Here is a 21,852-nt window from a genome sequence, read left to right as displayed (position 1 = left end):
TTCGGCGGCGAGCCTCTCAGTTGACCGCTTCGATGGCATCCGTCAGCAGCGACGCGCCGAGTTCGATCTCCCGCTCGGTCACGTCCATCGGCGGTAGGACGCGCAGGGTCTTGTGGCCACAGGCAAGTAGCAACAGGCCACGCTGGAACGCCGCGGCGACCACGTCGTCACGCAGCTCGGAACTCTCGAAGTCCATCCCGAGCATCAGCCCCTTCCCGCGAATGTTTTTCACGCCGTGGAGGTCGGCGTCGCGAACCGTCTCCTGGAACTGCCGGCCGCGCTCGGTCGCGTTGTCCAGCAGGTCGTGTTCGGCGATGGCGTCGATGGTGAACGCCCCCTGGGCTGCGGCAAGGAAGTCGCCGGCGCCCCAGGTCGAGGAGATCCGGCTCTTCTCGTCAGGGAACACCTCCGCATCAGAGATGGTGGCGCCCACACGGAGGCCCTTCGCGGAGGTGATCACGTCCGGGTCGAACGGATAGTGCTCGGAGGCCCACCACTCGCCCGTTCGGCCGACGCCCGATTGAATCTCGTCGGCGATGAGGGTGATGTCGTACTCTTCAGTGACCGCCGCGATGTCGCGCGCGAACGCCTCGCTGGGGAACCGGTAGCCGCCCTCGCCCTGGATGGGCTCCAGCATGAGGAACGCGACCTCCTCGGGGTCGACGTGGCCGGTCTTTGGGTCGATCTTCTTCCGGAACGCCGACTCGTCGCCGGCGAAGTAGCCACACTCACAGAACGCGGGCGCACCCTCACAGGAACAGAACGGCAGGTCGTGCACGCTCGCGACTTCGGGGAAGCGCTTGCGGTAGACGGCTTTCGAGCGGTTGAGCGAGAGCGCGCCGAGGGTGCGGCCGTGGAACGCGCCCTCGAAGGTGAACGCGTATTTCGCCATCGGGTTGTGGTCGTAGCCGATCTTCATCGCGTTCTCGACCGCTTCCGCGCCGGAGTTCGACATGAACACCGTCCCCATGTCGAACGTCTCGGAGATGGCGGTGATGCGGTCCATCAGCCCGGACGTGCCGGGGAACTTGGATTCCCCTGGCGGGTTGCCGTCGGAGACGTAGAAGTCCTGTCCCGCGATCTTTAGCGGGTCGACGAGATCGAACTCCCCCAGTTTGTCCATTATCTTGGGGTTGTTGTACCCAAGGGGGGCTGCGGCGACGTGGCTGGTGAAATCCATCAGCACGTTGCCGTCCACGTCCGTACAGAACGGGCCCTCGGCAGGCGCGGTGTGGTCCCAGACGAACTCGTAGACGTACGTACTCGGCGCGGCGAACTCGTGGTGGTAATCGACCCAGGCTCGTGCGTTCTCACCGGGGAGGTCAGAAACCTCCGGCTCTGCAGTGTGCCGGTCCATGCGACGCCCACGCAGAGGGTGATTGTTAAGCTGACGATGCAGCCGTTTAGCTGACCGAACCGCCGGCACGCAACGCTGCGGACGTCGCAACCGTAATCAGTGTGAGGAGTATCGCCGATCACCGTGCGCTGAGAGAACATCGTCGCCGTCGCCTCCGAGAGACTGATAAGCGAGAACGTCCGGACCGGGGCGGATTTCTCCGACCACTCGCGCTCGAGGCAAGGAAAGAGAGCGAGCGCACCCGCGACGAGGAGCCGGACCACCGGCTCGGAGCGCGATCTCGTAACTATCGCGTCGGTCTGGAGCGCGCGTGTCTGGATAGAGCGCCACGTACAACAGAGGAACCGATAACTGGTGATGACAATCAGACGCCGGGAACACGTTTATGCCCGCGCCAAACCGCTTCGGCGTATGGAGTTCCCCGAACTCGACAAAGGCCGACTGGCCTGGTGGGCGCTCGGGTTCTCCCTCGCGGCCGCGCTGCTGTTCGTCGCCTACTCGTTCGTGGGAACGATCGTGTTCGGACTGTTCATCTACTACGCCACCCGCCCCATACACCGGCAGCTGCGGCGAGCCCTCAACAATCCCAGCCTCGCCGCCGCCGTCTCGCTGTTCGCGCTGGTGTTGCCGGCGCTGCTGCTCGTCGTCTACGCCTTCACCATCGCGCTGCAGGAGATCGACAGATACGCAAACAGCGCGCCGGTTGACCTCGAACAGCTCGGCATCGACCCGGCGATGCTCGACCGCGTCGCCGACCCCGCGATGCTGCTGCAGGATGCACTTCAGGGCGTGCTTTCCACGGGTGACATCACCCAACTGCTCTCCTCGCTCGGCTCCGCGTTCGGCACCGTTGCGACGCTGAGCATCGCGTTCATCCACCTGTTCGTGATGATGGCGCTGGCGTTCTATCTGCTACGCGACGATCACCGGCTGGCGCGGTGGTTCTACCTCCGGTTCGGTGACGAGCGGGCCATCGTCCAGACGTTTTTCAATGCCGTCGACCGGGACTTCAACTCCATCTTCTTCGGCAACATCCTCAACGCGGTGTTGACCGGCACCATCGGCGTCATCGCCTACTCGGCGCTCAACGTGTTCGCGCCACCAGAGCTACGCATCCCCGCCCCGGCGCTGATTGGCCTGCTCGCCGGCATCGCGAGCCTCATCCCGGTGGTGGGGATGAAACTGGTGTACTTCCCGGTGGCCGCGCTGCTGTTGGTCCAGGCGTTGCTCTCGGGCGCGGCGGGGACGCTGGCGTTCGTCATCGCCTTCGCCGTCGTCTCGTTCGTTGTCGTCGACACCATCCCCGACCTCATTCTGCGACCGTACGTCTCCGGCCGGTCGCTTCACGTCGGGGCGGTGATGCTCGCGTACACGCTCGGTCCGCTGCTGTTCGGCTGGTACGGCATCTTCCTGATGCCGATGCTGCTGGTGCTCGTCGTTCGGTTCGGCCGCATCGTACTTCCGGAGCTTATCGCTGGGCGACCGATCGAGCCCTACGCCATCGACCCAAGCCACATGGCCGTCGAAACCGAGCAGTTCAGCTTCGACGAATTCGAGCCTGACCACTCCTCCGCCAGTAATAGTTCGGAGGAGGCCGACGTGACCGACGAAACGTAGCCTACAGGTCGACGTACTGGGACTCCCACTCCCGCCGCGCCTCGATTTCGCGCTTGCCCCGTCGCGTCAACGTGTAGTAGTTCGTTCGTCGGTCACGCTGGCCCTTCTCGACCAGCCCCTTATCGACAAGGGTGTCGAGGTTCGGGTAGAGCCGCCCATGGTGGATTTCTTTCTCGTAGTACTTTTCGAGCTCGTCTTTCACGGCGAGCCCGTGTGGTTCGTCCAACCCCGCAATGACGTAGAGGAGGTCGCGCTGGAACCCGGTAAGGTCGTACATCGCTTCGATAGTATTTTGTCTCGATAAACTGATAAAGGTTTGGGGCGGTACGGGGTATCGGCCCAGCCACACCTCGTACCGTAGGTATGCACAATACAGGTGGTATCCTTTTTTAGACATTCACTATACTGTCGCTCTGATAGGAGCGACGGCGTTGGTACTCAGCAGTTCGTTCGAAATGAAGCCGTCCCGGGCACGAGAAAAGATGTGCCCGAGGGTCGGCCTCACGAAACGGTCCCCGCTGACGCTTCGGCCCTCCAGTCGAAGCGTCACTTGATAATGGCCGTGGGTGTAGTTAAACGTAGTGTTGTCGGAGATTGAACAGGGTCTCTCGCTCAGATATGCTCCTCCTCGAGCACCCAGCCGAGTGCTCGTTTGTAATAGGTGAACATCTGCCTGACGCCCTCGTGGTTCATCTCCTCGGACTCGAGTTGCTCCTGTAGAAATTCGTACTGCTCCCGAATCTCGGCTTCCTCGCGCATACTGGTGTTTGGATGCGTGCCCGTTTGGGTCTGGCGGAGCGCTACCCGTAACGAGCAGTCGGGTCGGGCAGAGCGCTACCCGTAACGAGCAGTCGGGTCGGGCAGAGTGCTCCCTTACTTCCGCTCGAGTCGCTGGAGCCCGTGCCAGAGGGCGTCGACCATCCGGTCCTCACCCTCCCCCTCGGCGACGGGCCATCCCCGCGCGAGTGCGTCCTCGATGACCGCGAGCGAGTGGTTCTCGAAGTTGTTCATCCCGCGAAACGACTCCAGTTCCGCGATCGGCTCGTCGTGGTCGTCGACGCGCACGTCGACCCAGCGGTCGTTCTTGCCGTCGTAGCCACCCTCGGGTTTGACGACGTAGAGCGCGGCCGACTGCTTCCCGCGGGAGTCCCCGCCCGCTTCGTCGGCGGCGTAGAGCGCCGCGATGAGCCGCCCGGGGAGGCCCCCATCGGTCTCCTCGAACCGCTCAGCCATCGCGTGAATCGTCTCCTCGTTCTCGAGGATATTCCCCTGCGCAGTGTACTGCTCGCCCTGGACGTCGAGGGCGGTGTCGAAACACTCCTCGCCGGTGTAGCCCGCAACGGAGCCGTCGCTACCGACGACGCCGACCTGGCGGCGGTCGGCCTCGTCGTCCGCTTCGATGAGTTGTTCGATGGTCTCCTCGGCAGTGAGACCGTTGCGGAGATGCTCCAGCCCCTCTGGACCGTAGGCGACGTTCGCGAAGCTCTGGGTCGCGGGCGACGATGGAGAACGTCATCGATGAAAATGGAACGCGCTGTGAGAAAAGCGTTGACGCCGAACGACCGCCAGCACGGATCACCCTCACAGCCGGCGCCCCGAGAGTGGGGTCAGTCCATCGGCGCCACCTCCCGCTCGACCGCGTCTCCTTCGGTCGCCTCGCAAGCCAGCGGCTGTGCCTTCCGAGCGGTCAGCGGCTGGCGGGAGACGAGTTCGCAGTCGAACGCCGGGTGCTCGACAAAGTGTCGCAGGACGAGGTGGCGTCGGCTGCCCGAGAGCGACGGCTGCTGGCGCTCCTCGCCGCGGGTCGCCGCGGCGCCGAGCTCCTCGGCGTCGAACCGTTCGGGCAACCGCTCGAAGAGGGCTTCGAGCGCCCGGAAATCCCGGAACTGCTTCGCGTGGCCCGCGGAGTCGGCGGTCAGCCGTGAGACCACGTAGCTCCCGTCCGCGCGATGCTCGCCCGCGGTACGGAGATACGCCTGGCGGCCGGTCAGGGCGGCGGTCAGTTCGTCCCTGAGCTTCGTCGCCGCCCGTCGGGAGAGCCGCTGCTCGCCGTCGGGGAGCGTCAGAACCAGTTCTCGTCCGTCCGCCTCAGCGTCGGCCGATTTCTCGACCAGCCGCCGGCTGGCGGCTTCCTCTATCCTCAGTGGATGTCTGGTGTGACATGTGGGCTGGAGTATGGCGGTTTCGTACTTAGCTCTGGGGGCGGCATGGGTTCATCTGTCTCAGTTGTGCCAGGTGCGACCCGCGTGGTTTTCCCGCTCGCGACCCAATCGTTCGGTATGAAGCTCCGCGGCGAGCGCGAGTGCAAGGACTGCAGGACTCGCTGGTCCTACTACGAGACGGGGGATGCGACCTGCCCGAACTGCGGGAGCCTCCGGAGCGTGGCCGTCGAAGACAAGCGCAAGCGCCACACCGACAGCCCGGTCGAAATAGATCTGAGCCCATACCGTGACGCGGTCAGTGACGACGCGGATATCCTCGACGTGGCCGACGAGATCGAAGACGACTGCCGGACCTATCTCCGGAAGCGCGGGTTCATCCACGCTGGGGAACTCCAGCCCCTCGACGATACGTTCCTCGCGGTACAGGAGCTCCGCGCAGCCATCGCGGACGAGCGCCGAGACAAGCGCATCGGCGTCGACCGTGGCCAGCGCATCGACGACGAGACTGAGCGCTATCTCCTCGCGCTGCTTGCCGGTGCCGACCTGGGCGAGCGACCAGCCCCTGACGAGGTCCCCGACTCCCTGACCGACGCGCGCGGCCTGGCCTACGCCACCGCAGTTCACGCGTACCGCGAGGACGTTGCCACATACCTCGACGACACCCCCGACTCGGAGGGGCGACGCGTACTCGAGCGAATTCGCGACCACGGGAAGCGGCTGAACGCCCTCGGTGGCGACGTCCCGCCCGTCGAGGCCGAACGGCTCGTCGACGCGTGCAACGACCTCCATCGCTACCTGACGGGGGAGGATGGGCGCGACAATGGGGCGCTGTCAACCGCACTCGACCGACTCGATCGGCTGGAGTGAGCGGCCCACCAGATCTGGTTTCCCAAGTTGGCCCTGCCAGCCGAACGTTCAAGTACCAGACCGGGACCAGCCAGCCTGTGCACTGACTGACGCCGGTCGAGTCGCCGCAACAGCGCGGGACACGCTCGACCGGTTGACGCTCCCCGGCCACGGGCCGCCGGGTGTCCCGCCTGCTCGACAGTGGGGGTGGCCCGCCCCGACACCGTGGCGCGTGTTATCACGTTTTCAACCACATTTATACGCGAACCCCGTCCATGCTGGTGTATGGAACACGCACTCGCTGTTGTTGGACCGGACGAAGTGACAAAAGACCTCGTTCGAGAGGCTGGAGAACTCGCTGCCGGCGTCGACGCCAAGCTGACGCTGCTCTGTGTGACGAGCGACGAGGAGTACACCGAGGAACGGGAGGCCCTGGAGTCGATCCCGGAGGCCGACGTGAGCTACTCGGTCGAGCAGGCGCTCGAGGGCGCACGGAGCTTCGCGAAAGACGTCGGAATCGAGGTGCTCGGAGATCTCGACATCGAGTACGAAACCGCCGGCGCGGTCGGCGAGCGGACCGAAATCATCCTGGAAGGCGCCGAGAACCACGGCTGTGATCACGTCTTCCTGACGGGCCAGCGCCGCTCCCCGACTGGGAAAGCGATCTTTGGCGACGTGGCCCAGCGCGTCATCCTCGACTTCGAGGGGCCGGTGACGGTCGTCACCGCCTGAGACCGGCTCAGGCGAGGTCGATATCGACGCCGCTCTTTCTGGCGGCTGAAACAACCGTGTTGCGCAGAAGCATCGCTCGGGTCATCGGACCGACACCACCGGGAACGGGCGTGATCGCCTCGGCGATCTCGGCGGCGTCCTCCTGCGCGACGTCACCGACGAGTTCCCTGTCCTCGCCGGAGCCGACCTCGTTGATCCCCACGTCGATAACCACCGTTCCCTCGGAGAGCATCTCGCCAGTGACGAGTTCGGGGACACCGGCGGCGACGACAACCACGTCCGCACGGGCGGTGTGGGCCTCGAGCTCCGCCGTTTTGGAGTGACAGACCGTCACGGTGGCATCACCGCCCTCGCCGCGCAGCAACAGGAGGTTCGCCAGCGGTTTCCCGACCAGCTCCGAACGTCCGACGATGACCACGTCCGAGCCGGGGATCTCGACGCCCGCCTCCGTCAGCAGCCGCTGGACTCCAAGCGGCGTACAGGGGACGAACCGTGGATCGCCGGTCACCAGCCGCCCGACGTTCTCGGGATGGAACCCGTCGACGTCCTTCGCCGGGTCGACGCGGCGCAGCGCCGCCGGCTCGTCGACGCTCTCTGTTAGCGGCCGCTGAACCAGGATGCCGTCGATTTCGGGGTCGTCGTTCAGGGCGTCGAGGGTCGCAAACAGCTCCGACTGCGGCGCGTCGGTGTCCAGTTCGACGTGTCGGCTCTCGATACCGACCTCCTCGCAGTCGCGCTGTTTCATCCGCACGTACGTCTCGCTCGCGGGGTCGTCGCTCATCAGTACCGTCGCCAGCCCCGGCGTCACATCCGCGGCCCGGAGCTGTTCGACGGCCCCCGTGACCTCTCTGCGGACCTGTTCAGCAACCGCCTCGCCGTCGATGATGTCGGCCCGCCCAGACCGCCCTCGGATGGCGTCGTTCATGCGGAGACGCGGGGACCGCTTGCACTTCAACTCTCGGATACGTGTATAGCGAGTGTAGTGAAACCGGTTGAATACACAAGAATATGCAACACACTCCGGTCCGCCCCACTCAGTGGGCGATGGGTGAGTCAGCGCCGAAAAAACCCAGCCAGCGGCTGCCGGGCTACTCGTATATCGGGTGTTTGTCCGTCAGTTCGCCGACCGTCTCGGCGACCGCAGCGAGCACGTCCTCGTCTTCCGGGGCGTCGACGACATCGGCGATGAGGTCGGCGACCGTTCGACAGTCACTGGCCGTGAATCCACGCGTCGTGAGGGCGGGCGTGCCAGCACGGATGCCCGAGGGGTTGAACGGCGAGCGGGTCTCGCCCGGCACCGTGTTGGCGTTGAGAACGATGCCCGCGTTCTGCAGTGCCTCCTCGACGTCCTTTCCGGTGGTGTCGGGGTGGGACGGCCGGAGGTCGATCAGTACCAGGTGGGTGTCGGTGCCGCCCGAGACGAGTTCCAGTCCGCGGTCCTGCAGTCGTTCGGCGAGCGCCTCGGCGTTGACGACGACCCGGCTTGCGTACTCCTCGAACTCGGGGGTGAGCGCCTCTTTGAAGCCGACGGCCTTGCCGGCGATGTTGTGCATCAGTGGGCCCCCCTGCATCCCGGGGATAACCGCTTTGTCGATTGCCTCTGCCCACTCCTCACCGCACATCACCATCCCGCCACGGCCGGCGCGGATAGTCTTGTGGGTGGAGCCGGTGACGAAGTCGGCGGTGCCCACGGGGGTCTCGTGCTCGTCGGCGGCGACAAGTCCTGTGATGTGCGCGATATCCGCAAGGTGGAGCGCATCAGCGGCGGCGGCGGCCCGCTGGATGCGATCCCACTCGACCTCGCGGGGGTACGCAGAGTAGCCCGAGATGATCATGTCGGGGTCGAACTCCTGGGCGTGCTCGTAGAGCGCCTCGTAATCGAGGTATCCCGTTTCGGGGTCGGACTCGTAATGCTCGACTTCGAAGTGGTCGCCGACGAAGTTAGCCGAGTGGCCGTGGCTGAGGTGGCCGCCATGGGTGAGGCGCAGACTCAGAATCTTGTCCCCCGGTTCGAGTGCGGCGATGTACACCGCCATGTTCGCCTGTGAGCCCGAATGGGGCTGGACGTTGACGTGCTCGGCCCCCCAGAGCTCCTTGGCCCGGTCGATGGCCAACTGCTCGACAGTGTCGGCGTGTTCGCAGCCGCCGTAGTAGCGCTTGCCGGGATAGCCCTCGGCGTACTTGTTGGTGAGGGCGCTGCCCTGGGCGTCCATCACGGCTTCAGAGACGTGGTTCTCGCTGGCGATCATCGCGAGTGTGTCCTGCTGGCGGGCGATTTCGGACTCGAGCGCATCAGCAACCTCGGGGTCCACCTCTCGAACGGGATCGTGCTCCATACAACGAAGCCCGGTCAGGGGCGCATTAAGGCTGACTGTCGTCCCCGACAGAGATTTAGCGGCAGAGCGTGGAAGGCCTCCACGTTCGACAATGGAGGTCTACTACATTGACGGCAGTATTCACGCCGTCGACAGAGCCAAAACCTCCATACAGCTGGAGGCTGCCTCCTGGGTGCCGGTAGCGAGTGCGCCGACGCTCGACTTGCCAGTCGATGCAGAGCGCAGTGGCCGAGTACAGCGCGTGGAGTTCCCGCCAGCGTTCGTCTTCGTCACGGACCTCGAAACGGGCGAGACGACCACGGTCAGGAGCGAACAGGGGCCGATCCAGTTCTCGACTGGGAGCTACGAGCTCCGCATCGAAACGCCGCTGAAGCTCTACATCAGGTTCGACGGTTCGTTCGAACTCTCGCTGCCGAACTACGAGCAGGGCGTCCTCTCGTTTCCAGGCCCTAGACGGGTCCGAGTCGGTTTCCGGAGCCGTGACGAGTCGCCCCCGGAGAGTATCACTGTCCCGAAGACCCCCGAGGGCGTCGCAACCGCGCTCTCTTCGTTCCCGGTGTCGCACCGATCGACGACCGCCGACCGGTCGTTCAACTCGATGCGAACCCACCCGCCGCTCGTCGAGTTCGGGGAGGAGCAGTCGATCCCCGACGAAATCGCGATGGGAACCCCCGACACCGGTGTCGAGCTAAGGCTTCCGCCCGAGCTGTCGGTGCTGCTGCCGGCAGCGCCGTTGGCACAGTATCTCGGCGCCGAGATCCGGACCGAAGCTGGTGTGGAGCCGACGCTCTCGGCGGCCGGAACGACCGTCCATCTCGGGAGAGGCCGGGAGTACGAACAACGGGTCGCGTCGCTCCTCCGGCGCTGTTTCTGGCTGGACTGTCTCGTCCGAACCGCGGGACCACACAGCGCTGACGTGCGAGAGGCCGACCTGCTCGATAAACTCGCCATCGACGCCGGGGCACTCTACGACGCGGCTATCGGCGAGCGCGTCGTCGCGTATCGCAATACCGCCTTCGAGTCGGTCGTCGACCGACTCCCCGAGTGGCATCTCTCGCTCTACGTCAAGCCGACCTACGAACACGTGCAGGTGCTCCCCTACGTGTTGGGGAACGTCCCGCAGCTGTTCACGCCCAGAAGCGGCTCGCTGAGCGACGAGGACCGCCTCGACAGGTCACTCTCGGATTTCTACCGGAGAGGGGGCAGTCAGGTTCCGACTGTCGAACTCCTCGAGCCGGAGCTGGGGCCGAGCCGGTTCCACGGCTGGCTGAGCGACGGTGTCGCCGTGGATACGTTCAAGATGCTCCCGGAGGCGTACGAGAACCGGGGAACGTACCGCGCCCGCGCCGGCGAGCCCATCTCCGTCGTGACGGTGCTGAACGAGGGCGAGATGGGCGACGAACACGCCCAGGCGAACGAAATCTATCGACGCCGCGCCGAGGAACTCGACATCGACGTCGACGTGCGAGAGTCGCTGACGACCGCCGAACTGGCACGAACCATCGAGAGCCAGAACGACCTGCTCCATTTCATCGGCCACTGCGAGGAGTCCGGGCTGCGCTGTCCGGACGGCAACCTCTCGGTCTCCTCAGTGGACCGGTCACGGGCCCAGACGTTCTTCCTCAACGCCTGTGGCTCCTACGAAGAGGGTCTGGAGATGGTGCGCAAGGGGAGCGTCGCCGGCGCCGTCACCTTCGAGAAGGTGCTCGACAGTCACGCCGCGAAAGTGGGGACGACGTTCGCCCGACTCGTGGCCCACGGCTACAGCATCGAGCGCGCGCTCTCGCTCGCGCGACGACGAGTCATCATGGGGAAAGATTACGCCGTCGTCGGTGACGGCTCTCACGTGTTGACACAGACCGACTCCTTGGTCGGCCCCGAGGTCACGCTCTCAGAGGTCGACGACGACCGGTTCTCGCTAACCTACCGGATGCCGACCCCCACCAGGACCGGCAGCCGAATGACGGTCCACCTCGAGGAGTCGGACCGCCCGACCCTGGTCGGGAACGAACAGCAGTTCACGCTCACCAGGGACCGGCTGGTCGATTTCCTCCGGACGGGTGGGTTTGCGGTTATCTACCGCAAGGACGTCCACTTATCGACGGAGCTCGCCGAACAGCTATCGGCGGATTAGGGGCCGTCGTCGACCGAGCCTGAGCCGTTGGTGCCGAAAAGCGTCCCCCCGGCATCGACATCAGTCGCCGCCGCAACGCTCCCCTGTGCCACTACGAGTGCGAGCAGCAGCACCAGCGTCATGATGAGTTTCGGGTGGTTCGCGGCGAACCCGGTCAGTCGAACGCCAAGCGCTGAGCTCGCGTAGTCCCGTGACATGAAATCAGTATTATACCAAAAGGTGTATAAGTATTATGGCCACCATACCGACAGCACTCCTCCTTTCTATCGCGTGTGTTCAACCGGAATTTGTGTCATGAGAGGCTGATCGCTCTATCTTCCCGTTAGTATTAAATATTGATCGGCACATACACTCAAGGTACAATGGCCTCGAATTTACTTGGTAACGAGATAGAGGATATCCTCCGATCGGCTGTCGAAGACGCCGACGGTCACCTGTTCGTCGTCGACCCATCCAGCGAAACCGTCGAGGCGCTGGTGGAACTCGGAACGGCGTTCGAGGGCGAACTGCCGTCGGTGAAGCTGCTCGCCGAGGAACGCCTGCTCAAGGATGTGATGAACGATTTCCTCGTCGCGAGTAGCGCCGCCGACCTCGTCGAGGCGGGCGACCTCGAGATTCGGAGCCTCGAAGCCCCTGTAGACAACTCGCTGCTGGTCACGGCCGACCGGACCGTCGCCGTCGTCACAGCTGGTGACCGCGTCGCCGGGCTGACGACCGACGACGAAGCGTTCGTCGATACGGCCTTCGAGACGTACTCCCAACGGTTCGACGCTGCCGAGCCGTTCAAGCTCCGGACCCCGTCGATCAGCCGAGTTCGGGAGACCATCGGCGAGAATATCGACGAACAGACCCGCGAGGATTTCGACAGCGTGCTCTCCTCGCTCGAGACCGCCCGCGGTGACGGTGACGGCCTCGACGAAGTCACCATCACGCTGCTGGTCGCGGCGAAAAACGACGTCCTGCTCTACGACATCAGCAAGTGGGGCGAGGACGTGGGCATCGCGTCCAAGGCAACGTTCTCCCGGACCAAGACCCGGCTGGAGGAGCTGGGCCTCATCGACACGGAGAAGGTGCCCATCGACGTCGGTCGGCCGCGCCTGCGGCTCAAGCTCGGTGACGAGCGGCTCCAGGACACCGACGCCGAGGAGCTGGCGAGCGTCGCCCAGTCGATGATCGCGAGCTAACGACGGGCCGCCCACCAGACCCTTTTTCTATCAGAGCGACAACCCGCAGCCATGGATATCGGTATCGTCGGAACCGGGCCGGCCGTCGACGCCATCGACGCGGCGATGGGCGATCTCGACGCACGGGTCACGGAGACCGACGCCGCAGAGCTTTCTGGCATGGATTTCGGCTTCGTCGTCGGCGCGGCCGGCGCGGAGGCCTTCGGCACCGCAACGGGGACACTCGACCGCTGGGTCGCCGTCGAGGTCGGCGGCGTCGGCGGGTACGCCGTCGAGGAGCTCGACGCCGCGGTCTCGCTGTTCAGCGGGGAGTCGGCCTGTTTTCGCTGCCTTCGACAGCGGGTCGCCGCTACGCTGGTCGAGCCCGCCGAAGAAACACAGGGCGTCCGGAGCGCCGTTCGGTACGCGGGCGCGCTCGCCGCGCGGCGCGCAATCCGACATCTGACCGGCGAGCACCTCGGCGGCACGGTCGTCGAGGTCGAAGGGCCGGAGCGCCGTTTCCAGCCGGTCCCGTTCTGTCGCTGCAGTAACGGCCGGGATCGTACGCTCACCCTGACTCATCGCGATGCGTCGCTTTCAGACGCCATCGACCGCGCGGAGTCCGCCGTCGACAACCGAGTCGGCCCGGTCCAGCAGGTCGGCGAACAAGAGTCCTACCCACTGCCGTACTACCTCGCCCAGACCGCAGACACCACAGGGTTCTCCGACGTCCGGGCCGCGGAGTTCGCTGCCGGCGCCGATGCGGACTGGAACCGGGCGTATATGAAAGCGCTCGGTGAGGCGCTGGAGCGCTACAGCGCGGGCGTCTACCGCGAGTCGGAGTTCCGACAAGCCGCTGCCGCCGAGTTGGACGGCACCGTGTCGCCGACGCGGTTCGTTCGTCCCGAGAACTACCCCGAGCCGACGGCGACCGAGGAACGGCGCTGGGCGCCGGCGATGGACCTCGACGCCGGTTCGGGGGCGTGGCTTCCCGCTGAAGTCGTGCAGTACCCACCGCCGGAGGAGCGTATCAAGCCGCCGATCACCACCGGCCTCGGGCTCGGTAGTTCGACCGTCGAGGCGACGCTCTCGGGGCTCTACGAGGTCCTCGAGCGTGACGCGACGATGCTCGCGTGGTACTCCGACTACGAGCCGCTGGGGCTCAGTATCGAAGGCGGGAGTGAGACCGACCCCAACAGCTTCGACCGCCTGCGCCGGCGCGCGAACGCCGAGGAGCTCTCCGTCTCCACGTCGCTGCTCACGCAGGACGTGGACGTCCCGGTGGTCGCCGTCACCGTCCACCGTGATGACGGCGAGTGGCCCGCGTTCGCGGCTGGCTCGGGCTGTGCGCTCGACCCCGTCGACGCCGCCGAGAGTGCGCTCGCGGAGGCGTTGCAGAACTGGATCGAACTCCGGAACATGGGTCCAGAACAGGCCCGCGAGGAGGGCGGCGCAATCGGCGAGTACGGGGAGTTCCCCGAGCGCGTCCGCGAACTAACCGAGTTCGAAGCGACCGTCCCCGCCTCGAGCGTCGTCGACGACGCCGACGAGCTATCCGGCGAGACGGAGCTCACAGAGCTTATCAATCGGGTGACTACAGCGGGACTCTCGCCCTACGCCGCCCGGCTGACGCCGCGGGACGTGGCGTCGCTCGGCTTCGAGGGCGTTCGCGTCGTAGTGCCGTCGGCCCAGCCGCTGTTCACCGGCGAGGCGTTCTTCGGCGACCGGCTGGAGACCGTGGCGTCGTCGATGGGGTTCGAACCCCGACCCGACCGGGCATACCACCCGTTCCCCTGAGCGGCGTACTATCGCGCCGAGTTACAGCAGGACGTCCGTCACGTCGGCTTCGCCGGCCCGCCGCACCACGGCCCGGACGAGGTCCTTCGCATCACAGAGGTTGTCCGAATCGCCGTCGAGTACCAGCAGTTTCGCCGGCCGACCCTCCTCGACCACGCCGTACTCCTTGTCAGCGAGTTTGGCGCCGTGTGTGGTCGCCATCCGCAGCACCTCCTCGGCGCTGACGTCTGCCAGTTTCGCGGCGAACTCCATCTCTCGAAACATCGATGGGGAGTTCAGCATCACGTTATCCGTCCCGAGCGCCACGTTCGTCCGGTCGGCGAGTTCCCGGATTGGCGGGACGCCGACGTTCGTCACGAGGTTCGAACGCGGGCAGACGACCACGGGAGTCTCCTCCTCGTCGAGGCGGGCGAGATGCTGCTCGCGTGGGTGGACCATGTGGACCAGAAACGCCGGGTCCAGATCCATCGCGGGCGTGATATCGTGCGGGTCGCGCTCCCCGGTGTGGATGGCGAACGGTTTATTGGCCTCCCGGGCGGCTTCCCGCAGGTCACCGAACTCACTGTCCCGCGCGCCGGACGCGCCGAAGCCGTCAGCCGCGTGCATCGCCGCCGCCGTCTCGCGGCCGAAGATGACTGGGTCGATATTCCGGCCCGCGAGCGCGTCCCGGATGGCTTCTACGCCCTCGACCCCTCCTTCGCGGAAATCCAGGAAAGCGGCGGTGCCGGTTGATTCCATGAACCGGACGCTCCGACGCATTGCCTCGACTTTCTCCTCGCGGCTGGCAGCGCGCAGCAGGCGGTGTTTGAGCCCATCGGGCGGCGTGACGAGCTCGTCGAGCGAGAGGCCGCCGCCGGCCTCCTTGGCGGTCGAGTCGCCGATGTGGGTGTGGGCGTTGACGAAGGCGGGGAGGATGATATCGGAGGAGTCGGTTTCGATTTCTTCGATTTCGGCGATCTGGCCGTTTTCGACGTGGAGTCGTCCCTCCACGGCCTCGAACTCGTCCCCGACGAGGATGGTTCCCTCGAGCGTTCCGGTCATGAGGAGACATTGGAAGGGGTGGCTGATTAGTTCGATGGAGCCGGATGAGTGTAGTTGAGGGCGAGTTGTAGTTTATCGAGTAGAGATTTTTCTCGACGGTCTCCACGACCACTCCCACGACCGCGAACGAGACCGCGGAGTGTGCTTGGACAAGTGGACCGCAGGGTGCCGGACACGATGCCCGGCACAGCCAGCAGACTCCGCTGCTCGCGGGTCGCATACGTCGCCGGCAGGCGTGACGCGTCCACCGCACCCGCGGCGGCTGTGCCGCGAAGCGCTCGCCCCTCCATGCCACGAGCAGGCGGGAGGGGCTCGCGAGAGTTACGCCCGAGCGAGCCGGCTGGGAAGGCGTTGAGGCCCCGGGGCTGGAGGCGGTGCGGTCCACGTATCCAGGCTTCGAGACGCTGTTGCTGTTCGCGGCCGTCGGAGTTCCTCTGTCTGAAGTCTACGCGGGTATTCCGCATGAACCCGCCGCCGATCCCCTGTCTCCTCCCTACTCGCTCCCAACGCCCGGAGACCAAACGACCAGTACCCATTCACGACCCACGAAGCGGGACCGACAGAATCACGTCCCGGCTGGGCGAACCTAATTCCAAGAATGTTCGATAAGGTGCTCGTCGCAAACCGCGGCGAGATCGCGGTCCGGGTCATGCGCGCCTGCAAGGAACTCGGCGTCTCCACCGTCGCCGTCTACTCCGAGGCTGACAAACACGGCGGTCACGTCCGCTACGCCGACGAGGCGTACAACATCGGCCCCGCCCGCGCGGCGGACTCCTATCTCGACCACGAGACCGTTATCGAGACCGCGAAAAAAGCCGACGCCGACGCGATCCATCCCGGCTACGGCTTCCTCGCCGAGAACGCGACGTTCGCGGCGAAGGTCGAGACCCACGACGACATCAGCTGGGTCGGCCCCACCGCCAAATCGATGGAGCAACTCGGCGAGAAGACCAAAGCCCGCAGCGTGATGCAGGAGGCCGACGTGCCCATCGTTCCCGGGACTACCGACCCCGCCGAGAGCGCCGAGGCGGTCAGGGAGTTCGGTGCGGAGTACGGCTACCCCGTTGCCATCAAGGCCGAGGGTGGCGGCGGCGGCCGCGGGATGAAGGTCGTCGAGAGCGAGGACGAGGTCGAAGAGCAGTTCGCATCCGCCAAACGCGAAGGCGAGGCGTACTTCGACAACGACTCGGTGTATCTCGAGCGCTATCTGGAGAACCCCCGCCACATCGAGGTGCAGATTCTCGCCGACAAGCAGGGGAACGTCCGCCACCTCGGCGAGCGTGACTGCTCGCTGCAGCGCCGCCACCAGAAGGTCGTCGAGGAAGGTCCCTCTCCGGCGCTGTCGGACGCACTGCGCGAGCGCATCGGCGACGCCGCGCGCCGGGGCGTCGAGGCGACGGACTACGTCAACGCCGGAACCGTGGAGTTTCTCGTCGAGGATGGCGAGTTCTTCTTCCTCGAAGTGAACACCCGAATCCAGGTCGAACACACCGTCACCGAGCAGCTCACGGGCATCGACATCGTGAAGTGGCAGCTCAGAATCGCCGCCGGCGAGGAGCTCAGCTTCTCACAGGACGACGTGGAGCTGTCGGGCCACGCGATGGAGTTCCGCATCAACGCCGAAAACGCCGCCGAGGAGTTCCAGCCCGCCAACGAGGGCCGCTTGGAGACGTACGACCCGCCAGGGGGCATCGGCATCCGACTGGACGACGCGCTCCGGCAGGGCGACGACCTGGTGACCGACTACGATTCGATGATCGCGAAGCTCATCGTCCACGCTGCGGACCGCGGGGAGTGTCTCGCACGCTCGAAGCGTGCGCTCGCTGAGTACGACCTCGAGGGTGTCGTCACCATCATCCCGTTCCACCGGCTGATGCTGGAGGACGAGCAGTTCGTCGCTGGCGAGCACACGACCAAGTATCTCGACGAGCACCTCGACCACGACCGCATCGCCGAGGCCCAGGAGAAGTGGGGCACCGACGAGGAGGCGACCGCAGCCCAAGAGGAAGCGGAGGTCACCGAGCGGGAGTTCACCGTCGAGGTCAACGGGAAACGCTTCGACGTGAACTTGGAGGAACGCGGGGCGCCCGCCGTCCCGACACCAGACACCGGCGGTGGCGGAAGGGAGCGGCCGCCGCAGGCCAAAGGGGGCGAGAGCGGTGAAACCGCTGGCTCGGGAAGCGTTGAAATCCCCGAGGGCGGCGAGTCCATCGAGGTCGAGATGCAGGGAACGATCCTCTCGGTCACCGTCGAGGAGGGCGACGAGGTCGCCCCGGGCGACGTGGTCTGCGTGCTGGAGGCGATGAAGATGGAGAACGATATCGAAGCCGAACGCGGCGGCACCGTCTCACAGGTGCTCGTCGAGGAAGGCGAGAGCGTCGATATGGGTGACGTCATCGTCGTGCTGGAGTAAGCGGCAGCCGCTATCGAAACAGAATCAGGGGAACCGCAGCGGGCGTGTCGTAGTTCTCGTTCTGCTAGCCGGGTCGCTACTCCTCGGGCGCCAGTTCGACCTGCGTCAGGTCGCGGTCGAGCTTGCAGTAGTCGTGCGGGGGGTCGCCGACGACGTCCTGGATCTGGTACTCGTCCTCGAAATCAGCACCGAGGGGCTCACAGAGCGGGTGGGAGGGACACTCAGAGTGCGGGCAGGGGCCCGCGAGTTTCGCCTTGCTCCCCGAGTAGGCGGATTTCGAGGGAACGTTCGCCGGAATCGACGCCGGCTCGACCTCGACGGCGCGGACGCCGGTGTCGTGGACCGCACAGTCGAGGATCTGGGTGTTCTCCCGAACCTCGGTCACTTTGTACCGTTTTCCTTCGGTGAGGTTGAGACACTGGCTCCGGTAGGGGCAGCCCTCGCACGCCGAGGACGGGCCCTGGTAGACGAACTCCGTGCCCGGCTCGGCGAGGCGGGCGCCGACGAGAGAGACGTTCGACATACTGGAAAGTATCGCGTCGTTGCGGTTAAGCTTCCCGCCCCGGCGGCGCACCTCATCGCAGCGACGGCCTGTTTACTCCGATTGTCGAGTGAGTGTATCGAGTTCCGCGAAGTACGCTTCACGTGGCACCTGGTAGGCGCCGCGGTAGTCGATATCGCCCTCGGCGAACCGCTCGGCAACCTCGAGGGCGACCTCGAGTGCTGCCTCGCGGCTCCCCTGCGTCTCGGAGAGCAGTTCGATTTCGGGCTCGGCGAACAGGGTCGCGTGCCACTCGTCGGTGTGTAGTTGGCCCGCACCGGGGCGAGCGGTCCGCGAACCGTTGGTGACGTAGATGGTCGGCAGACACGCTGCCGGGAACTCGTCAGCGTCGAACACGTCGGGTCGGTAGGCCAGAATAACTCGCCCCTCCGGCTCCTGCGTCCAGACGACCCACGACTCCGGCAGTTCCTCGAGTCCCATAGCCAGTCCTGGGTGGTGTGGGTGGATAGGCCTCTCGCTCCTGGCTCTACAAACATGTATGTTCGTTGGAAAAACGTCCAATCGTTCCCCCGAGTGGATTCGGCCATGCCCACAGCAACGGCTCGCGTCGGTTGCTCGCCGGAGAAGTGCTCGGTCGGGGATTTGAACCCGATTGCGAGACTTGCTCCGTTCGACTCGCGTGGTTCAAACCCCTCAGACACACGACAACGGCTCGCGTCGGTTGCTCGCCGGAGAAGTGCTCGGTCGGGGATTTGAACCCCGGTCATCGGCTCTCTTCCTGCGAAAGACGCGTTCTTTTCTGCAGCCGAAAGGCCGAAATGATTGGCCGGACTACACCAACCGAGCGTAACTGGTCGTACCGCCTGCTCCGTTTTAACCCCATCGAAAACCGCTCGACAGCCACACTACTCCGGTGGGTCGGTACCGGATTCGAACTCGAGGCGCCCGTGTTCTGCTTTCGGGTGACAGCGACGGCAGAGTAGCACGAGGTTTCGCGGGTCGGGTGCCTCTGCAAGACGGGCGGTATCAGAGTCCCGAAAACGGCGAACGGGAATGATGTGGTGCACGTCGAGGAGATACTCATCGGCACAGTGGCCACACGACTGACACTGTTTGTTGCGTCTCCGCACGAATTCGCGGGAGACCGACCACCCCGCACCGTAGCGAGGGCTCCGTCCCCCTTTCCAGTTCGGGTTCGACTCACCGGACGTCGATTCGCTCATTCGCCGACGCGTCGTCTTCGAAAGCGATCGGTCAGAGAGCGACTCGGAGATGCGCTGGCGAACCTTCTCCGGGAGCGTTCTCCCTTCGTGCCCCTCCGAGAGGCGTCGCCGGTGTTCTTCCGAGAACTCCCTCCCGGCCAACGTCTCCGAAATCTTCGCCCGTGTCTCTTCGGAGCGCTCGCTTCCGTGCTGCGGATGGTTCTCCCCAACTAGCTCCCGAGTCTCGATGCCACGACGATTCATCCACGTCCGAATACACCGGGGAGAGACGTCACATTCATCGGCGATTTCGGCCTGCGTCCTCCCCTCTGTCCAGTATTTCTGTTCGAGCCACCAGCCGCTTCGATACCGGCGAACCATCCGGGCGGACTGCTTCGCTTTCCGTCAAAAAACGTCGGCCCCAGTGCAGTCGCGTCTACTTCCCTTCGAACTCCGGCTCCTCGTCACCCATGAACGCCATGACACCTTCCATCAGATCCTCGGTGTTCATCAGGTGGCCAAACGCCTGGCTCTCGACTTCGAGGCCGGCGTCGGTGTCCCCGCGACCCGCGAGCATCGCGCGCTTGGTGAATTTCTGGGCGATAGGTGGGCCGGCGGCGAGGTCACGGGCGAGCTCCCACGCCCGCTCTTCGACGTCGGCGTTCTCGACGACATCGTTGAGGAAGCCGTACTCCGCCATCGTCTCAGCGTCGTAGCGCTCCGCAGTGAAGATGATCTCCTTCGCTCGGCTCTCGCCGACGAGGTGGCGGAGGCGCTGTGTGCCGCCCCAGCCCGGCAGCAGCCCGAGGTTGTGTTCGGGCTGCCCGAGTTCGGTCCGCCGGCTGGCGACCCGGAGGTCCGCGCAGGTTGCGAGCTCCATCCCGCCGCCGAGACAGTAGCCGTCGATGCCCGCGACAACCGGCTTGTCACACGCCTCCAGCTTCCCGAACGTGGACTGCCCGAGCTTCGAGAGCTCCACCGCATCAAGCGGGTTTGCGCCGCCAGCGGCCATGCTCTGAACGTCGGCACCGGCCGAGAACGCGCGCTCGCCGGCGCCAGTGAGCAGGATGCCCCGGACGTCATCGTTGCCCTCCAGTTCGTCGACGGCCGTCGAGAGCTCGCCGAGCAGCTCCTCGCTGATGGTGTTCATCCGGTGAGGGCGGTCGAGCTCGATGTGACCGACCTTGCCGTCGGTTGTCACCGCGAGCGTCTCGAAGCTGGTCTCGCCGTTTTTCTCCTCGGGCGGGGCGTGGAAGCCGGCGCCGGACTCGACGCGCTCCCGGAGCGAGGGCTCGACCTCGTAGCGGGCCTCGCCCGTCTCCTCGGCGAGCTCGTCCAGCTGTCCAACCAGCGCCTCGAGTCCGTAGTCGTCAGCCATCTTCGCCGGGCCGTCGGGGAAGCCGGCGCCGAGCTTCACCGCGCGGTCGATCGCCTCCGGATCGGCGACGTCCTCGGCGACCAGTCCCGCCACCTCGTTGGCCATCACCGCGAGCAGGCGCTCGTGAATGTCCTCGCGTCCTGCGTCGGTGGGGATCTCGGCGCCACCGTTCTCGTAGTTGTAGAAGCCACGGCCGGTTTTGCGCCCGAGTTCGTCCGTCTCAACTTTCTCGGCCAGCAGCGGGCACGGGCGGTAGGCGTCACCGAGCTCCTGGTACATGTACTCGAGCACGTGGTAGCCCACGTCGACGCCGACCTGGTCTGCCAGTTCGAACGAGCCCATCGGGAGCCCGATATCGAACTTGGTGGTGGAGTCGACCTCCTCGATCGTGGCATCGCCGGCCTGCACAGCCCACGCTGCCTCGTTCATCAGCGGCACCAGCACTCGGTTGACGATGAACCCCGGCGAGTCCTTGCGCACCCGGACCGGGGTCTTCCCCATCGACTCGGCGAGCGCTTCGATGGTGTCGAGCGTCTCTCCGCCGGTCTGGGCGCCCGAGATGACCTCGACTAACTGCATGCGCACGGGCGGGTTGAAAAAGTGCATCCCGCAGAACCGCTCGGGTCGGTCGCTCACCTGAGAGAGCTCCGTCACCGAGAGGCTGGAGGTGTTCGTCACGAATATCGCCCGGTCGGGGGCGTACTGCTCGACCTCCCGGTACACCTCCTTCTTGATGTCCATCTTCTCGGGGACTGCCTCGAGAACCACGTCGGCGTCGCCGACGGCGGCGTCCAGTTCGACTACTGGCGTGAGTCGGTCCAGCGCCGAGTCGGCTTCGGCCTGCGTGATCTGGTCTTTCTCGACCAGTTTGCCGAGGCTCCACTCCACCTGCTCGTAACCGTTCTGGACGAACTCCTCGTTGATGTCGCGCATCGTCACCTCGTAGCCGGCGAGGGCGGCCACCTCGGCGATGCCGTGGCCCATGTTCCCGGCGCCGAGCACCGCGATCTTCTCGATGTCGTCGATATCCATGCGGGAGTGGTTGGCGGGACAGCGGTTGAACGTTTCCCTCTCCACGGGTTGGGGGTTTTCGCGGGTTTTAAGATGAATGATAGGGCTCGTGAGGGGTACTACAGGATGGCGAATCTTGGGTCCGGGAAAGACGGCAACAG

General features: G+C 65.3%; 18 protein-coding genes, 1 tRNA gene and 1 pseudogene. 7 read left to right on the top strand and 13 right to left on the bottom strand.

Going from position 1 to position 21,852, the window contains the following annotated elements; genetic code table 11:
• Window positions 1–16: 16 nt before the first annotated feature.
• Complete coding sequence (locus tag V5A38_RS02395) at window positions 17–1,357, bottom strand: aminotransferase class III-fold pyridoxal phosphate-dependent enzyme (RefSeq protein WP_332324147.1); 1,341 nt, start codon at window positions 1,355–1,357, stop codon at window positions 17–19.
• A 411-nt stretch (window positions 1,358–1,768) separates the two neighbouring features.
• On the opposite strand from V5A38_RS02395, the gene V5A38_RS02390 reads away from it, so the two are divergent.
• Complete coding sequence (locus V5A38_RS02390; protein WP_332324146.1) at window positions 1,769–2,974, top strand: AI-2E family transporter; 1,206 nt, start codon at window positions 1,769–1,771, stop codon at window positions 2,972–2,974.
• A 1-nt stretch (window position 2,975) separates the two neighbouring features.
• On the opposite strand, the gene V5A38_RS02385 is transcribed toward V5A38_RS02390, so the two are convergent.
• From V5A38_RS02385 to V5A38_RS02370, 4 genes and pseudogenes are all read right to left on the bottom strand, one after another.
• A complete protein-coding gene (locus V5A38_RS02385; protein WP_332324145.1) occupies window positions 2,976–3,251 on the bottom strand; it encodes a PadR family transcriptional regulator in 276 nt (91 codons plus the stop codon).
• Between the two features lie 335 nt (window positions 3,252–3,586).
• Window positions 3,587–3,733 (bottom strand): hypothetical protein, encoded by a 147-nt coding sequence (locus tag V5A38_RS02380; protein WP_332324144.1) that lies wholly within the window; start codon window positions 3,731–3,733, stop codon window positions 3,587–3,589.
• Between the two features lie 114 nt (window positions 3,734–3,847).
• Window positions 3,848–4,468, bottom strand: a pseudogene (locus V5A38_RS02375) (DUF1028 domain-containing protein); the annotation flags it as partial.
• A gap of 113 nt (window positions 4,469–4,581) precedes the next feature.
• On the bottom strand, window positions 4,582–5,046 hold the full coding sequence (locus V5A38_RS02370) for a hypothetical protein (RefSeq protein ID WP_345786266.1): 465 nt from the start codon (window positions 5,044–5,046) through the stop codon (window positions 4,582–4,584).
• A 207-nt stretch (window positions 5,047–5,253) separates the two neighbouring features.
• On the opposite strand from V5A38_RS02370, the gene V5A38_RS02365 reads away from it, so the two are divergent.
• Window positions 5,254–6,003, top strand: a complete 750-nt coding sequence (locus tag V5A38_RS02365) for a TFIIB-type zinc ribbon-containing protein (protein ID WP_332324142.1) — start codon at window positions 5,254–5,256, stop codon at window positions 6,001–6,003.
• Between the two features lie 264 nt (window positions 6,004–6,267).
• Window positions 6,268–6,714, top strand: coding sequence for a universal stress protein (locus tag V5A38_RS02360; protein ID WP_332324141.1), 447 nt, complete (start codon window positions 6,268–6,270; stop codon window positions 6,712–6,714).
• A 7-nt stretch (window positions 6,715–6,721) separates the two neighbouring features.
• On the opposite strand, the gene V5A38_RS02355 is transcribed toward V5A38_RS02360, so the two are convergent.
• Together V5A38_RS02355 and glyA are read right to left on the bottom strand one after the other, a co-directional pair.
• Window positions 6,722–7,639, bottom strand: coding sequence for a tetrahydrofolate dehydrogenase/cyclohydrolase catalytic domain-containing protein (locus V5A38_RS02355; RefSeq protein WP_332324140.1), 918 nt, complete (start codon window positions 7,637–7,639; stop codon window positions 6,722–6,724).
• Window positions 7,640–7,802: 163 nt separating this feature from the next.
• A complete protein-coding gene (glyA, locus tag V5A38_RS02350; protein ID WP_332324139.1) occupies window positions 7,803–9,050 on the bottom strand; it encodes a serine hydroxymethyltransferase in 1,248 nt (415 codons plus the stop codon).
• Window positions 9,051–9,141: 91 nt separating this feature from the next.
• Here glyA and V5A38_RS02345 point away from each other — a divergent pair, with 91 nt between their 5' ends.
• Complete coding sequence (locus V5A38_RS02345; protein ID WP_332324138.1) at window positions 9,142–11,184, top strand: hypothetical protein; 2,043 nt, start codon at window positions 9,142–9,144, stop codon at window positions 11,182–11,184.
• Here the strand turns inward: V5A38_RS02345 and V5A38_RS02340 are convergent.
• On the bottom strand, window positions 11,181–11,381 hold the full coding sequence (locus V5A38_RS02340; protein ID WP_332324137.1) for a hypothetical protein: 201 nt from the start codon (window positions 11,379–11,381) through the stop codon (window positions 11,181–11,183). The genes V5A38_RS02345 and V5A38_RS02340 overlap by 4 nt on opposite strands.
• A gap of 165 nt (window positions 11,382–11,546) precedes the next feature.
• Here V5A38_RS02340 and V5A38_RS02335 point away from each other — a divergent pair, with 165 nt between their 5' ends.
• Window positions 11,547–12,368: a DUF5821 family protein gene (locus V5A38_RS02335; protein ID WP_332324136.1), complete on the top strand. Its 822-nt coding sequence runs from the start codon at window positions 11,547–11,549 to the stop codon at window positions 12,366–12,368.
• Between the two features lie 51 nt (window positions 12,369–12,419).
• Window positions 12,420–14,144 carry a YcaO-like family protein gene (locus V5A38_RS02330; RefSeq protein ID WP_332324135.1) on the top strand — a complete coding sequence of 575 codons (1,725 nt, stop codon included), beginning with the start codon at window positions 12,420–12,422 and terminating at the stop codon, window positions 14,142–14,144.
• Between the two features lie 21 nt (window positions 14,145–14,165).
• Here the strand turns inward: V5A38_RS02330 and V5A38_RS02325 are convergent, their stop codons facing one another.
• Window positions 14,166–15,185, bottom strand: coding sequence for an amidohydrolase family protein (locus V5A38_RS02325; RefSeq protein ID WP_332324134.1), 1,020 nt, complete (start codon window positions 15,183–15,185; stop codon window positions 14,166–14,168).
• 598 nt (window positions 15,186–15,783) lie between these two features.
• Here V5A38_RS02325 and V5A38_RS02320 point away from each other — a divergent pair.
• On the top strand, window positions 15,784–17,598 hold the full coding sequence (locus V5A38_RS02320; protein WP_332324133.1) for an acetyl-CoA carboxylase biotin carboxylase subunit: 1,815 nt from the start codon (window positions 15,784–15,786) through the stop codon (window positions 17,596–17,598).
• A 76-nt stretch (window positions 17,599–17,674) separates the two neighbouring features.
• On the opposite strand, the gene V5A38_RS02315 is transcribed toward V5A38_RS02320, so the two are convergent.
• From V5A38_RS02315 to V5A38_RS02300, 4 genes are all read right to left on the bottom strand, one after another.
• Entirely contained in the window at window positions 17,675–18,121 is a 447-nt protein-coding gene (locus V5A38_RS02315; protein ID WP_332324132.1) for a UPF0179 family protein, read from the bottom strand.
• A gap of 72 nt (window positions 18,122–18,193) precedes the next feature.
• Window positions 18,194–18,580, bottom strand: a complete 387-nt coding sequence (locus tag V5A38_RS02310) for a DUF5820 family protein (RefSeq protein ID WP_332324131.1) — start codon at window positions 18,578–18,580, stop codon at window positions 18,194–18,196.
• 257 nt (window positions 18,581–18,837) lie between these two features.
• Window positions 18,838–18,946, bottom strand: a tRNA-Glu gene (locus V5A38_RS02305).
• A gap of 792 nt (window positions 18,947–19,738) precedes the next feature.
• On the bottom strand, window positions 19,739–21,712 hold the full coding sequence (locus V5A38_RS02300; protein WP_332324130.1) for a 3-hydroxyacyl-CoA dehydrogenase NAD-binding domain-containing protein: 1,974 nt from the start codon (window positions 21,710–21,712) through the stop codon (window positions 19,739–19,741).
• Window positions 21,713–21,852 lie beyond the last annotated feature (140 nt).

Origin of the sequence: Halolamina sp., assembly GCF_036626355.1 — an archaeon.
Taxonomy (GTDB): Archaea; Halobacteriota; Halobacteria; order Halobacteriales; family Haloferacaceae; genus Halolamina.
Note: the sequence above shows the minus strand (reverse complement) of the source record. Positions and strands in the feature narration are given on the sequence as shown.

What these genes read in the sequence shown, in the direction of transcription:
- V5A38_RS02355 (WP_332324140.1), bottom strand. Translation starts at nt 7,639, where the DNA reads ATGAACGACGCCATCCGAGGGCGGTCTGGGCGGGCCGACATCATCGAC.
- V5A38_RS02365 (WP_332324142.1), top strand. Translation starts at nt 5,254, where the DNA reads ATGAAGCTCCGCGGCGAGCGCGAGTGCAAGGACTGCAGGACTCGCTGG.
- V5A38_RS02330 (WP_332324135.1), top strand. Translation starts at nt 12,420, where the DNA reads ATGGATATCGGTATCGTCGGAACCGGGCCGGCCGTCGACGCCATCGAC.
- V5A38_RS02380 (WP_332324144.1), bottom strand. Translation starts at nt 3,733, where the DNA reads ATGCGCGAGGAAGCCGAGATTCGGGAGCAGTACGAATTTCTACAGGAG.
- V5A38_RS02385 (WP_332324145.1), bottom strand. Translation starts at nt 3,251, where the DNA reads ATGTACGACCTTACCGGGTTCCAGCGCGACCTCCTCTACGTCATTGCG.
- V5A38_RS02395 (WP_332324147.1), bottom strand. Translation starts at nt 1,357, where the DNA reads ATGGACCGGCACACTGCAGAGCCGGAGGTTTCTGACCTCCCCGGTGAG.
- V5A38_RS02340 (WP_332324137.1), bottom strand. Translation starts at nt 11,381, where the DNA reads ATGTCACGGGACTACGCGAGCTCAGCGCTTGGCGTTCGACTGACCGGG.
- V5A38_RS02310 (WP_332324131.1), bottom strand. Translation starts at nt 18,580, where the DNA reads ATGGGACTCGAGGAACTGCCGGAGTCGTGGGTCGTCTGGACGCAGGAG.
- V5A38_RS02345 (WP_332324138.1), top strand. Translation starts at nt 9,142, where the DNA reads ATGGAGGTCTACTACATTGACGGCAGTATTCACGCCGTCGACAGAGCC.
- V5A38_RS02320 (WP_332324133.1), top strand. Translation starts at nt 15,784, where the DNA reads ATGTTCGATAAGGTGCTCGTCGCAAACCGCGGCGAGATCGCGGTCCGG.
- V5A38_RS02315 (WP_332324132.1), bottom strand. Translation starts at nt 18,121, where the DNA reads ATGTCGAACGTCTCTCTCGTCGGCGCCCGCCTCGCCGAGCCGGGCACG.
- V5A38_RS02300 (WP_332324130.1), bottom strand. Translation starts at nt 21,712, where the DNA reads ATGGATATCGACGACATCGAGAAGATCGCGGTGCTCGGCGCCGGGAAC.
- glyA (WP_332324139.1), bottom strand. Translation starts at nt 9,050, where the DNA reads ATGGAGCACGATCCCGTTCGAGAGGTGGACCCCGAGGTTGCTGATGCG.
- V5A38_RS02360 (WP_332324141.1), top strand. Translation starts at nt 6,268, where the DNA reads ATGGAACACGCACTCGCTGTTGTTGGACCGGACGAAGTGACAAAAGAC.
- V5A38_RS02390 (WP_332324146.1), top strand. Translation starts at nt 1,769, where the DNA reads ATGGAGTTCCCCGAACTCGACAAAGGCCGACTGGCCTGGTGGGCGCTC.
- V5A38_RS02335 (WP_332324136.1), top strand. Translation starts at nt 11,547, where the DNA reads ATGGCCTCGAATTTACTTGGTAACGAGATAGAGGATATCCTCCGATCG.
- V5A38_RS02325 (WP_332324134.1), bottom strand. Translation starts at nt 15,185, where the DNA reads ATGACCGGAACGCTCGAGGGAACCATCCTCGTCGGGGACGAGTTCGAG.